Source organism: Micromonospora sp. NPDC048842, from assembly GCF_040649935.1.
GTDB classification, from domain to species: Bacteria; Actinomycetota; Actinomycetes; order Mycobacteriales; family Micromonosporaceae; genus Micromonospora; species Micromonospora hortensis.
Genome location: NZ_JBEZGK010000022.1, coordinates 1 through 12,746, shown reverse-complemented (window position 1 = coordinate 12,746; position 12,746 = coordinate 1). Strand labels below are relative to the sequence as shown.

11 protein-coding genes are annotated in these 12,746 nt (G+C 67.9%); all 11 read right to left on the bottom strand.

The window, feature by feature from the left end; all coding sequences use genetic code 11:
- Position 1: 1 nt before the first annotated feature.
- The 11 genes from rplW to AB0C19_RS25535 all read right to left on the bottom strand — a co-directional run bounded on the left by rplW (position 2) and on the right by AB0C19_RS25535 (position 12,600).
- Positions 2-304, bottom strand: a complete 303-nt coding sequence (rplW, locus tag AB0C19_RS25585; RefSeq protein WP_007465304.1) for a 50S ribosomal protein L23 — start codon at positions 302-304, stop codon at positions 2-4.
- On the bottom strand, positions 301-951 hold the full coding sequence (rplD, locus tag AB0C19_RS25580) for a 50S ribosomal protein L4 (RefSeq protein ID WP_030489587.1): 651 nt from the start codon (positions 949-951) through the stop codon (positions 301-303). The genes rplW and rplD overlap by 4 nt, the downstream gene beginning before the upstream one ends.
- A complete protein-coding gene (rplC, locus tag AB0C19_RS25575) occupies positions 948-1,613 on the bottom strand; it encodes a 50S ribosomal protein L3 (RefSeq protein WP_091402403.1) in 666 nt (221 codons plus the stop codon). Before rplC ends, rplD begins: the two co-directional genes overlap by 4 nt.
- A gap of 11 nt (positions 1,614-1,624) precedes the next feature.
- Complete coding sequence (rpsJ, locus tag AB0C19_RS25570; protein WP_007073037.1) at positions 1,625-1,933, bottom strand: 30S ribosomal protein S10; 309 nt, start codon at positions 1,931-1,933, stop codon at positions 1,625-1,627.
- A gap of 350 nt (positions 1,934-2,283) precedes the next feature.
- Positions 2,284-3,477, bottom strand: a complete 1,194-nt coding sequence (gene tuf, locus AB0C19_RS25565) for an elongation factor Tu (RefSeq protein WP_030489585.1) — start codon at positions 3,475-3,477, stop codon at positions 2,284-2,286.
- A gap of 212 nt (positions 3,478-3,689) precedes the next feature.
- The gene (gene fusA, locus AB0C19_RS25560; RefSeq protein WP_357189370.1) at positions 3,690-5,786 is read right to left on the bottom strand and encodes an elongation factor G; all 2,097 of its coding nucleotides are present in this window, start codon (positions 5,784-5,786) and stop codon (positions 3,690-3,692) included.
- Positions 5,787-5,860: 74 nt separating this feature from the next.
- Positions 5,861-6,331, bottom strand: a complete 471-nt coding sequence (gene rpsG, locus AB0C19_RS25555) for a 30S ribosomal protein S7 (RefSeq protein ID WP_007465317.1) — start codon at positions 6,329-6,331, stop codon at positions 5,861-5,863.
- A gap of 1 nt (position 6,332) precedes the next feature.
- Positions 6,333-6,707, bottom strand: a complete 375-nt coding sequence (rpsL, locus tag AB0C19_RS25550) for a 30S ribosomal protein S12 (protein ID WP_007465318.1) — start codon at positions 6,705-6,707, stop codon at positions 6,333-6,335.
- Between the two features lie 506 nt (positions 6,708-7,213).
- The gene (locus AB0C19_RS25545) at positions 7,214-7,594 is read right to left on the bottom strand and encodes a hypothetical protein (RefSeq protein WP_357189368.1); all 381 of its coding nucleotides are present in this window, start codon (positions 7,592-7,594) and stop codon (positions 7,214-7,216) included.
- Positions 7,595-8,249: 655 nt separating this feature from the next.
- Positions 8,250-8,618: a hypothetical protein gene (locus tag AB0C19_RS25540; protein WP_357189366.1), complete on the bottom strand. Its 369-nt coding sequence runs from the start codon at positions 8,616-8,618 to the stop codon at positions 8,250-8,252.
- Positions 8,619-8,712: 94 nt separating this feature from the next.
- Complete coding sequence (locus tag AB0C19_RS25535; RefSeq protein ID WP_091402411.1) at positions 8,713-12,600, bottom strand: DNA-directed RNA polymerase subunit beta'; 3,888 nt, start codon at positions 12,598-12,600, stop codon at positions 8,713-8,715.
- Positions 12,601-12,746 lie beyond the last annotated feature (146 nt).

The following is a 12,746-nucleotide window of genomic DNA, read 5'->3' as shown; positions in this document are numbered from 1 at the left end:
CTCAGCTGACCGGGCCGCCGAAGGCCTCGATACGGTCACCGTCAGCCAGCTTCACGATCGCCCGCTTGGTCGCCTTGCGCTGACCGAAGCCGGTCTTGGTGCGCTTGCGCTTACCCTGGCGGTTGAGCGTGTTGACCGTCAGGACGCGGACGTTGAAGATCTGCTGGATAGCGATCTTGATCTCGGTCTTGTTCGCGTCCGGGTGCACCAGGAAGGTGTACCAGTTCCGGTTCAGCTCGCTGTAGCTCTTCTCCGAGACGACCGGCGCCACGATGATGTCGCGCGGGTCGGCGATGGTGCTCACTTGCCACCCTCCTCGGTGGTCTCGGCGGGCACGCCCAGGAACTCGTCCAGGGCGTCCTTGGTGAAGACCACGTCGTCGGCCACCAGCACGTCGTACGTGTTCAGCTGGCCGGACTCGATCAGGTGCACGCGCGGCTCGTTGCGCAGCGACACCCAGTTCAGCTCGTCGGTGCTGCTCAGCACGACCAGGACCCGACGGGCCTCGGTGAGCTTGGTCAGCGTGGCCAGGGCCGCCTTGGTCGACGGCTTCTCGCCCGAGACGAACGCCTCGACGACGTGCACCTGCCCGGCGCGGGCCCGGTCGGAGAGGGCACCCCGCAGAGCGGCGGCCTTCATCTTCTTCGGGGTCCGCTGGCTGTAGTCGCGCGGCACGGGACCGTGCACGACGCCACCGCCGGCGAACTGCGGCGCGCGGATCGAGCCCTGCCGGGCGCGACCGGTGCCCTTCTGCTTGTACGGCTTCTTGCCGCCACCGGCGACCTCGCCGCGGGTCTTGGCCTTGTGCGTGCCCTGTCGGGCCGCCGCGAGCTGGGCCACCACGACCTGGTGCATCAGCGCGACGTTGGCCTGCACGTCGAAGATGTCCTCCGGCAGCTCCACGGAGCCGCTGGTGGTGCCTTCGACGGTGCGCACGTCAACGGTGGTCACTTGGCCGCACCGCCCTTCTTCACCTTGCTCTTGGCCGCGGTACGGACCAGAACGAGCGCGCCCTTGGGACCAGGAATGGCACCCCGGACGAGCAGCAGGTTGTTCTCGGTGTCGACCGCCTGGACGGTGAGGTTCTGCACGGTGTACCGAACGCCACCCATACGGCCGGCCATCCGGGTGCCCTTGAAGACACGACCCGGAGTGGCGCAGGCGCCGATGGAGCCGGGCGAGCGGTGCTTGCGCTCGACGCCGTGACCGGCGCCCAGGCCGTGGAAGCCGTGCCGCTTCATCGGGCCGGCGTAGCCCTTGCCCTTGGTCTTGCCGGTGACGTCGATGGTGACGCCAGCCGGGAACTCCTCGACAGTGACTTCCTGGCCGAGCGAGTATTCCCCAGCGTCAGTGGTGCGCAGCTCGACGATGTGCCGGCGCGGCGCCACGTCCGCCTTGGCGTAGTGCCCGCTGATCGGCTTCTTGACCTTGCGCGGGTCGATGGTGCCGTACGCGAGCTGGACCGCGGAGTAACCGTCCTTCTCGGCGCTACGAACCTGGCTGATGACGCACGGGCCGGCCTCGACCACGGTCACGGGAACAACACGGTTGTTCTCCCAGACCTGGGTCATGCCGAGCTTGGCGCCCAGGATCCCCTTGACTTGCCTGTCCATTTGTCCGGTCCCTACAGCTTGATCTCGATGTCGACGCCAGCCGGCAGGTCGAGGCGCATGAGCGAGTCGACCGTCTTCGGGGTCGGGTCGATGATGTCGATCAGCCGCTTGTGCGTGCGCATCTCGAAGTGCTCGCGCGAGTCCTTGTACTTGTGCGGCGAGCGGATAACGCAGAAACGGTTGATCTCCGTGGGCAGCGGCACCGGGCCCGCGACCTGCGCCCCGGTGCGCGTCACCGTCTCGACGATCTTCCGAGCCGAGGAGTCGACGACCTCGTGGTCATAGGCCTTGAGCCGGATGCGGATCTTCTGTCCCGCCATGGTGGCTTCTGTTCCTTCTCTCGATGCCGCTGTGTTGCGGGCGCCTGTACCGGCTGGCACAGGCCCACTTCGCCGACCCCCGCGGTCGGGCGTGTCGCGCCCTCGGGCCGAGCTCCGCCCCTAGGTACCGGAGTGGTGCTGACCGCACGGGGGGTCAAGGCGCCGATCGCATTACCGCGACCTGAACGCCGTGCGAGGGTGGTTGGCGACTGGGCCGCCAACCACCCTACGCTCGACTGCCTCGCCACCCGGAGGTTCAGCGAAAGCCGAACACAGGCGACGAACTGTCGTTACGCAACCTGACTAGTATGCCGCACGACCGGCGGCGGGTCTAATCGGGGTTACCTAGTTCACTTGTTAATCTTGGTGACGAACCCGGCGCCGACGGTGCGGCCACCCTCGCGGATCGCGAACTTGAGGTTCTCCTCCATGGCGATGGGCTGGATCAGCTTCACCGACATGGACGTGTTGTCACCCGGCATGACCATCTCGGTGCCCTCGGGGAGGGTGACGACACCGGTGACGTCAGTGGTCCGGAAGTAGAACTGCGGGCGGTAGTTCTGGAAGAACGGGGTGTGACGGCCACCCTCCTCCTTGGAGAGGATGTAGACCGTCGCCTCGAACTCCGTGTGCGGGGTGTTCGAGCCCGGCTTCACGACGACCATGCCGCGCTCGACCTCGTCGCGCTTGGTACCACGCAGCAGCAGGCCGACGTTCTCGCCTGCGCGGGCGTCGTCAAGGGTCTTCCGGAACATCTCGATCGCGGTGACCTTGGTCTTGAAGCTCTTCTCCTTGATACCGACGAGCTCAACATCCTCGTTCGGCAGGAGAACGCCGCGCTCCACGCGACCGGTGACGACGGTGCCACGACCAGTGATCGTGAAGACGTCCTCAACCGGCATCAGGAACGGCTTGTCAACCTCGCGCTCCGGCTGCGGGATCGAGGTGTCGACAGCGGTCATCAGGTCCAGCAGCTTGCCGGTCCACTCGGGGTCACCCTCGAGGGCCTTCAGCGCCGAAACCCGAACGACCGGCAGGTCGTCACCCGGGTACTCCTGCGAGGAGAGCAGCTCACGGACCTCGAGCTCGACGAGCTCCAGGAGCTCCTCGTCATCGACCATGTCGCTCTTGTTGAGCGCCACGACGATGTACGGCACACCGACCTGACGGGCCAGCAGCACGTGCTCGCGGGTCTGCGGCATCGGGCCGTCGGTCGCCGCGACCACCAGGATCGCGCCGTCCATCTGCGCGGCACCGGTGATCATGTTCTTGATGTAGTCGGCGTGCCCAGGGCAGTCGACGTGCGCGTAGTGCCGCGACTCGGTCTGGTACTCGACGTGCGCGATCGAGATCGTGATGCCGCGGGCCTTCTCCTCCGGCGCCTTGTCGATCTCGTCGAACGGCGTGTAAGGGTTCAGGTCCGGGTACTGGTCGTGCAGGACCTTGGTGATGGCCGCCGTCAGCGTCGTCTTACCGTGGTCGATGTGACCAATGGTGCCGATGTTGACGTGCGGCTTAGTCCGCTCGAACTTAGCCTTCGCCACTGGTGTCCTCCTGTGGACTTCTTGGTTCGTACGCCCGGCGCGCCGGTCGGCGCTTAGGACTCTGTCGACAGCCTTTCCGGCCTGAAGGCCGGAGAGCCTTTGTGGGTTCTGCGGCGATGAAGCCTACAGGCCCGGTCTCACGCGATCCGATCGTGGTGGTCGCGGGCGGGTGAAACCTCCCGCGACCAACCACGAATCACCTGCTCAGGGCGTTACTCGCCCGTTGCCTTGGCGATGATCTCCTTCGCGACGCTCTGCGGAACCTCGGCGTAGGAGTCGAACTGCATGCTGTAGCTAGCCCGGCCCTGGGTCTTCGACCGCAGGTCGCCGACGTAGCCGAACATCTCCGACAACGGCACCAGGGCCCGGACGATGCGGGCGCCGCTGCGCTCCTCCATCGCCTGGATGATGCCGCGGCGGGAGTTGAGGTCACCGATGACGTCACCCATGTTCTCCTCAGGAGTGGTGACTTCAACGGCCATCATCGGCTCGAGCAGTGCCGGATCGGCCTTGCGGGCCGCGTCCTTCATCACCATCGAGCCGGCGATCTTGAATGCCATTTCCGACGAGTCGACCTCGTGGTACTGGCCGTCCAGCAGGGTCAGCTTCACGCCGACCAGCGGGAAGCCCGCCAGGATGCCGTACTGCAGCGCGTCCTGCGCACCGGCGTCCACCGAGGGGATGAACTCCCGGGGGATGCGGCCGCCGCTGACGGCGTTGGCGAACTCGTAGGTCGGCGAGTCGTTGTCCAGCGGAAGCGGCTCGACGCTCACGATCACGCGGGCGTACTGGCCGGAACCACCGGTCTGCTTCTTGTGGGTGTACTCGACCTTCTCCACCTTGCGGCGGATGGTCTCGCGGTACGCCACCTGCGGCTTGCCGACGTTCGCCTCGACGTTGAACTCGCGGCGCATCCGGTCGACCAGGATGTCCAGGTGAAGCTCACCCATGCCGGAGATGACCGTCTGACCGGTCTCCTCGTCCAGCTGGACGCGGAAGGTCGGGTCCTCCTCGGCCAGGCGCTGGATGGCGGTACCCAGCTTCTCCTGGTCGGACTTGGTCTTCGGCTCGATCGCCACCGAGATGACCGGCTCCGGGAAGGTCATCGACTCCAGGATCACCGGGTTCGCCGGGTCGGAGAGAGTGTCGCCGGTGGTGGTCTGCTTGAGACCCTGCACGGCGATGATGTCGCCGGCCTGCGCCGACGGACGCTCTTCCCGCTTGTTGGCGTGCATCTGGTAGATCTTGCCGATGCGCTCCTTGCGGTCCTTGGTGGAGTTGACCACCTGGGAACCGGAATCGAGCGTGCCGGAGTAGACCCGCACGTAGGTGAGCTTGCCCAGGTGCTTGTCCGTCTGGATCTTGAAGGCCAGGCCGGAGAAGGGCTCCGAGTTGGACGGCTTACGCAGCAGCGGGGTCTCGCCGTCGGTGGCCGTACCCTCGATCGCCGGAACGTCCAGCGGCGACGGCAGGAAGTCGACCACGGCGTCGAGCATGGGCTGAACGCCCTTGTTCTTGAACGCCGAGCCGCAGAGCACCGGGTTGGCCTTGCCGGCGATCGTGGCACGCCGGATGGCGGCCTTGATCTCCTCGGCGGGGATCTCCTCGCCCTCCAGGTACTTCTCCATCACCGCGTCGTCGACGTCGGCGAGGGTCTCCATCAGCTTCTCGCGCCACTCGGCTGCGGAGTCGGCCAGCTCGGCCGGGATCTCCTCAACCGCGTAGTCCTCACCCTTCTGGGTCTCCCCGCGCCAGGTGAGCGCGCGCATGCCGATCAGGTCGACGACACCGATGTGGTCACCCTCGAGCCCGATCGGGATCTGGAGCACCAGCGGGGTGGCGTTCAACCGGTCGATCATCATCTGCACGCAGCGGAAGAAGTCGGCGCCGGTCCGGTCGAGCTTGTTGACGAAGCACATACGCGGGACGTTGTACTTGTCGGCCTGCCGCCAGACGTTCTCCGTCTGCGGTTCCACGCCGGCGACACCGTCGTAAACCGCTACCGCACCGTCCAGGACCCGCAGCGACCGCTCGACCTCGACCGTGAAGTCGACGTGGCCAGGCGTGTCGATGATCTGGATCGTGTGGTCTTTCCACTCACACTTGGTAGCAGCGGAGGTGATGGTGATACCACGCTCCTGCTCCTGCTCCATCCAGTCCATGACGGCAGCGCCCTCGTGGACCTCACCGATCTTGTACGTGATGCCGGTGTAGAACAGGATTCGCTCGGTGGTCGTGGTCTTACCGGCATCGATGTGCGCCATGATGCCGATGTTGCGTACCTTGGCGAGCGCGTCTGCGGCGGCCACTTCAATCCCTACTTATCGTCGTCTCGACTCAACTGGTGGCGGTTCCGGCGCCCGGAGGCGCCGGAACCAGGGTGTTACCAGCGGTAGTGCGCGAAGGCCTTGTTCGACTCGGCCATCTTGTGCGTGTCCTCGCGCCGCTTGACGGCGGCACCGAGGCCGTTGCTCGCGTCCAGCAGCTCGTTCATCAGCCGCTCGACCATGGTCTTCTCGCGCCGGGCGCGGGAGTACGTGACCAGCCAGCGCAGGCCCAGGGTGGTCGCCCGGGTCGGACGGACCTCGACCGGAACCTGGTAGGTGGCGCCACCGACACGACGGCTGCGCACCTCGAGGGTCGGCTTGACGTTGTCCATCGCCCGCTTGAGGGTGACGACCGGGTCGGTGCCGGACTTCTCGCGGCAGCCCTCGAGGGCCGCGTACACGATGGACTCGGCGAGCTGACGCTTGCCGCGGAGCAGGATCTTGTTCACGAGCTGGGTGACCAGCGGCGAGTTGTACACCGGGTCAGCGACCAGTGGCCGCCGCGGAGCGGGTCCCTTACGCGGCATGTCAGCTCTTCTCCTTCTTCGCGCCGTAACGGCTGCGCGCCTGCTTGCGGTTGCGGACACCCTGGGTGTCCAGCGAGCCGCGAACGATCTTGTAACGCACGCCGGGGAGGTCCTTCACCCGGCCGCCGCGAACGAGCACGATCGAGTGCTCCTGCAGGTTGTGACCGACGCCGGGGATGTAGGCGGTCACCTCGATCTGGCTGCTGAGCTTCACGCGAGCGACCTTGCGCAGCGCCGAGTTCGGCTTCTTCGGGGTGGTGGTGTACACGCGAGTGCACACGCCGCGCCGCTGAGGGGAACCCTTCAGCGCCGGGGTCTTGGTCTTGGTCGTCTTCGCCTGGCGGCCCTTTCGGACCAGCTGCTGGATCGTGGGCACCGGGTTTCTCCGCTCCCTTCGGCCGCATCGCGGCCGCGCCGTCTGCTCGTTAGCCGGCCTGATGACCGGCTCTCCTACATTCCGACCAGGGTCGCCTTGCGGAGACCCCGGCACCCGCGGTCGGGCGTGTCGCCCTCATCACGGCCCAGTTGCGACGCTTTCGCGTGCGTACCGGGTTTGGTCACCGGCGCGCGGGTCGCCCCGCCCCGGATCTTTGGCTTGTCGTGCCGCCGTCCGTAAGCCGGAAACAGCGCACGCACGAGTTGCCCGGGCATGCCCGGGCACAAGGGGAAAGAGTACCTACCACAACCGCCCAGGTCAAAACGGAATGGCCCGGCGACCGTCTCACAACCGCCAGCCGGATCTCGTCCTGCCCCGTCGCCCGCGATGGGCACCTACGAATACAAGTGTACCGGCTTCCCCGCGGAAGCACCCATCGCCCCCGGGGTGACCGGAACCCTTCCGCGGATAACCCCCGTCAGGTGCCGGATCTCTCGGTGTGACCCTCACGTCAGGGCGAGAAGCAGGGCAAGACCCAGGCCCAGAAGGCTGAGCAGCGCCCCCGCCGCGCCGCAGCTGATGCCGGCCATTGCCAGCCCGCGGCCGGTGAACTGGACCGCGGAGGGCGCAGTCGGCCGCCGGATCTGCCGCCGGGCGAGCAGCCCGATGACGACCGCCGCCCCGCCGGCCAGCACACCCAGCGCGGCGAACGCCCCGGAGGCCCAGGCCCCGCCGTCGTTAGTGAAGGCCACTCCGAAGCAGATCACCAGCAGTGAGACCAGGAGGGAGGCGATCCCCGCCACCAGCGCCCCGATGGCCAGCCCGGAGGTGACCGGTGCCACGTCCAGATGCACGACGCCGAACGGCGTACCCGAAACCGCCTCCACCCGCTTCGGGGGCCGGCGTTGGTCGTCAGTGGGCGGCGGTACCGAACGCCCCGGCGTGCCACCCCACCCTGGGCCGTGCCCTGCCGGCGGCGGACCCCAGCCGGGCGGCGCCCCCGGTCCGGACGAAGGCGGACCCCAGCCGTACGGCCCAGCCGGCCCAGACGAGGACGGACCCCACCCAGGCGGCACACTCGGCGCAGCCGACGACGGACCCCACCCAGGCGGCCCAGCCGGCGCAGACGACGGCGGGACCCAGCCGTACGGGACTCCCGAACCAGCCGCCGGCGGGCCCCAGCCGGGCGGCACCCCCGGCCCGGAGGTCGGCGGGCCCCAGCCCTGCGGCTGGTTGGCGCCGGGGGTCGCGGTCGGGCCCCAGCCGTTCGGACCCCAACCGGGGGGCGGCGCCGCAGGGGGTGGCGGGCCCGGAGTGGACACCGGTGGGTGTGGCTCGCCGCTCGGACCGGGTCGCGCCCAGTCGCTCGGCTCGGCTGGCGGAGCCGGCGGGTCCGGCTGACCGGCCGGTTCGTCCGCAGGGGGCCGCGCCGGTTCCGTCACGAGGTCCTCCTGTCGAAAGGCCGCCGCCGCCACACGGCGGACATCGGCCAGGCTACCGCCGCAAGCACCGCCGCCCGCGCCGGGCGCGGTCACCGGTGGCTCAGTCCATGTTCGCCGGGTAGTCGTGGCCGAACGGGGCACCGGCCAACCGGACCACCCCGATGACCACAGCGGCCACCACACTGACAGCGACCAGCACCAGGCCGGTCCAGGCCATCCACTCCCCCCGCCGCAGCCAGATGCCGCCGGTCAGGAAACCCCCCGAGGCGTACGCCTCCCGGCGCGCCTGCCGAGCCAGTTGCAGGGCCACAGTGGCTGGCACCACGCCACCGATGAACAGCCCGGTCAACATGCCGAGCAGGCCCAGCGCGAAGACCGCCCGTGCCTTCGAGGCTCGGGCCGGGTCCGGGTCCAGCGGGTGGCGCACGCCCTGCGGGGCGACGGACACCTGCCCGGGTGCTGTCGTCATCCCCCCATCATGCCGAACCCGGCCCAGGGGTGGGTGGGCACGGACACGACGAGGCCCCCGGCTTTCACCGGGGGCCTCGTCGTGTGACTGGTGCTTAGCGGTACGACCCGAAGTCGAAGTCGTCCAGCGGCACGGCCTGCCCGCTGGCCGGCCCGAACCCGTAGTCGGTCTCCGGGTAACCGGTCATCGAGTAGACCTTGGCCTTGGCCTCCTCGGTCGGCTCGACCCGGACGTTGCGGTACTTGCTGATGCCGGTACCGGCCGGGATGAGCTTTCCGATGATCACGTTCTCCTTGAGGCCGACCAGCGAGTCGCTGCGCGAGTTGATCGCAGCGTCGGTCAGCACCCGGGTGGTCTCCTGGAAGGAGGCCGCCGAGAGCCAGGAGTCGGTGGCCAGCGAGGCCTTGGTGATACCCATCAGCACCGGACGACCAGCGGCGGGCTCGCCGCCCTCCGAGACGAGCCGGCGGTTCTCCGACTCGAACAGCGCCCGGTCGACGAGCACACCCGGCAGGAACTCGGTCGAGCCGGAGTCGATGACCGTCACCCGCTTGAGCATCTGGCGGATGATGATCTCGATGTGCTTGTCGTGGATGAGCACACCCTGCGAGCGGTAGACCTCCTGGACCTCACTGGTCAGGTGGACCTGGACCGCCCGCGGACCCATGATCCGCAGCAACTCGTGCGGGTCGATGGTGCCCTCGGTCAGCTTCTCGCCGACCGCGACGTGACCGCCGTCGTGGGTACGGAGCTTGACGCGCTTCGAGATCTTGTCGTAGACGATCTCTTCGCTGCCGTCGTCCGGCACCACGATGATCTTGCGCGAGCGCTCGCCGTCCTCGATCCGGATCCGGCCGGGGGTGTCGGCGATGGGCGCCTTACCCTTCGGGACCCGAGCCTCGAAGATTTCCTGAACACGCGGCAGACCCTGGGTGATGTCCTCACCCGCGACACCACCGGTGTGGAAGGTACGCATCGTCAGCTGCGTACCGGGCTCACCGATGGACTGGGCGGCGATGATGCCGACCGCCTCGCCGATGTCGACCGACTTACCGGTCGGCAGCGACCGGCCGTAGCAGGCCGCGCAGACGCCCAGCTTCGACTCGCAGGTGAGCACGCTGCGCACCCGGACCGTCTCCACACCAGCGGCGACGATCTTGTCGACCCCGATGGAGTTGATGTCCTGGCCGCGCTCGGCCACCACGGTGCCGTCCGGCCCCTTGATGTCGTCGGCGAGGGTCCGGGCGTGCACGCTGGTCTCGGCGTGGGTGTGGACGACGAGCTTGCCGTCCAGCTTCTCGCCGATCTGCATCGGGATCGCCCGGTCGGTGCCGCAGTCCTCTTCGCGGATGATGACGTCCTGCGAGACGTCCACCAGACGACGGGTCAGGTAACCCGAGTCGGCGGTCCGCAGCGCGGTGTCGGCGAGACCCTTACGGGCGCCGTGCGTGGAGATGAAGTACTCCAGCACGGACAGACCCTCCCGGTAGCTGGCCTTGATCGGCCGCGGGATGATCTCACCCTTGGGGTTGGCCACCAGACCACGGATCGCCGCGATCTGCCGGAGCTGGAGCAGGTTACCGCGAGCGCCCGAGTTGATCATCTTCCACAGCGGGTTCTCCTGCGGCAGCGCGGTGTCCATCTCCTTGGCGACCTCGTTGGTCGCCTTGGTCCAGATCTCGATGAGCTCGCCGCGACGCTCCTCGGCGGTCATCAGACCACGCTGGTACTGCTTGTCGATCTGGTCGGCGTCCTTCTCGTACTTCGCCAGGATCTCCGCCTTGCGCGGCGGAGCGATGACGTCCTCCATGCCGATCGTCACGCCGGACCAGGTGGCCCAGTGGAAACCGGCCTCCTTGAGCCCGTCCAGGGTGGCGGCCAGCGCCACCTTGGGGAAGCGCTCGGCGAGGTCGTTGACGATCGCGGAGAGCTGACCCTTGCGGATCTCGTAGTTCACGAAGCGGTAGCCCTGCGGCAGCGTCTCGTTGAACAGCACCCGACCCAGGGTGGTCTCCACGGTCAGCGGGTCACCCTCGACCCAGCCCTCCGGGGCGCTCCACGCCTCGGAGCCGTTGCCGTTGTCGACACCGACCACGCCGCGCAGGCGGATCTTCACCGGCGCCTGCAGGTGCAGCTCGCCGTTGTCGAAGGCCATCCGCGCCTCGGCGTCCGAGCTGAACGCCCGGCCCTCGCCCTTCTCACCAGCGGTGAGGTGGGTGAGGTGGTACAGACCGATGACCATGTCCTGGGTAGGCATGGTGACCGGCTTACCGTCGGCCGGCTTGAGGATGTTGTTCGACGACAGCATCAGGATCCGCGCCTCGGCCTGAGCCTCGGCGGACAGCGGCACGTGCACCGCCATCTGGTCACCATCGAAGTCGGCGTTGAAGGCGGTGCAGACCAGCGGGTGGATCTGGATCGCCTTGCCCTCGACCAGCTGCGGCTCGAAGGCCTGGATGCCCAGGCGGTGCAGGGTCGGCGCCCGGTTGAGCAGCACCGGGTGCTCGCCGATGACCTCTTCCAGCACGTCCCACACGACCGGGCGCTGCCGCTCGACCATCCGCTTGGCGGACTTGATGTTCTGCGCGTGGTTGAGGTCGACCAGCCGCTTCATCACGAAGGGCTTGAACAGCTCCAGCGCCATCTGCTTGGGCAGACCGCACTGGTGCAGCTTGAGCTTCGGGCCGACCACGATGACCGAACGGCCGGAGTAGTCGACGCGCTTGCCCAGCAGGTTCTGGCGGAACCGGCCCTGCTTGCCCTTGAGCATGTCGGACAGCGACTTCAGCGGGCGGTTACCCGGACCGGTGACCGGCCGGCCGCGACGGCCGTTGTCGAACAGCGCGTCGACGGCCTCCTGGAGCATCCGCTTCTCGTTGTTGACGATGATCTCGGGCGCGCCGAGGTCGATCAGCCGCTTGAGGCGGTTGTTCCGGTTGATCACGCGGCGGTACAGGTCGTTCAGGTCGGAGGTCGCGAAGCGGCCACCGTCGAGCTGCACCATCGGGCGCAGGTCCGGCGGGATGACCGGGACGCAGTCCAGCACCATGCCGAGCGGCGAGTTGCGGGTGTTCAGGAACGCCGCGACGACCTTGAGTCGCTTGAGCGCCCGGATCTTCCGCTGACCCTTGCCGGACCGGATGGTCTCCCGCAGGCTCTCGGCCTCGGCGTCGAGGTCCATGTTCTGGACCAGCGCCTTGATCGCCTCGGCGCCCATGGACCCGGTGAAGTACTCACCGAACCGGTCGCGCAGCTCGCGGTAGAGCAGCTCGTCGGTGACGAGCTGCTTCGGCTCCAGCTTGCGGAAGGTGTCCAGCACCTCGTCCAGGCGGTCGATCTCGCGCTGGGCCCGGTCGCGGATCTGGCGCATCTCGCGCTCTCCGCCCTCCTTGACCTTGCGCCGGACGTCCGCCTTGGCACCCTCGGCCTCCAGCTCGGCCAGGTCGGCCTCGAGCTTGGCGGCCCGCTTCTCGATCTCCGAGTCGCGGCTGTTCTCGGACTGCCGCTTCTCGGCCAGGATCTCGTTCTCGATCGTCGAGAGGTCGCGGTGACGCGACTCCGCGTCCACGCTCGTCACGACGTACGAGGCGAAGTAGATGATCTTCTCGAGGTCCTTGGGAGCGAGGTCCAGCAGGTAACCCAGCCGGCTCGGAACGCCCTTGAAGTACCAGATGTGGGTCACCGGAGCGGCGAGCTCGATGTGCCCCATCCGCTCACGGCGGACCTTGGAGCGAGTCACCTCGACGCCGCAGCGCTCACAGATGATGCCCTTGAACCGGACGCGCTTGTACTTACCGCAGTAGCACTCCCAGTCCCGCTGCGGACCGAAGATCTTCTCGCAGAAGAGCCCGTCCTTTTCCGGCTTCAGGGTGCGGTAGTTGATCGTCTCAGGCTTCTTGACCTCGCCGTGCGACCACTGACGGATGTCGTCGGCGGTGGCGAGACCAATGCGCAGCTCGTCGAAGAAGTTGACGTCGAGCACTATGTCCCCTATGTCGTCGTCTGTACTGCTAATTCTCGGGTGGGGTCGGGGGGGGGGGGGCCCCCCCCCCCCCCCCCCCCCCCCCCCCACCCCCCCCCCCCAGGGGGGCGCCCCGGCGCGGGGGGTTCCCACGCCCCACCCCCCCC

Coding starts and splice junctions, on each gene's coding strand:
- rplC (WP_091402403.1), bottom strand. CDS start 1,613: ATGGACAGGCAAGTCAAGGGGATCCTGGGCGCCAAGCTCGGCATGACC.
- rpsJ (WP_007073037.1), bottom strand. CDS start 1,933: ATGGCGGGACAGAAGATCCGCATCCGGCTCAAGGCCTATGACCACGAG.
- rpsG (WP_007465317.1), bottom strand. CDS start 6,331: ATGCCGCGTAAGGGACCCGCTCCGCGGCGGCCACTGGTCGCTGACCCG.
- AB0C19_RS25540 (WP_357189366.1), bottom strand. CDS start 8,618: ATGACGACAGCACCCGGGCAGGTGTCCGTCGCCCCGCAGGGCGTGCGC.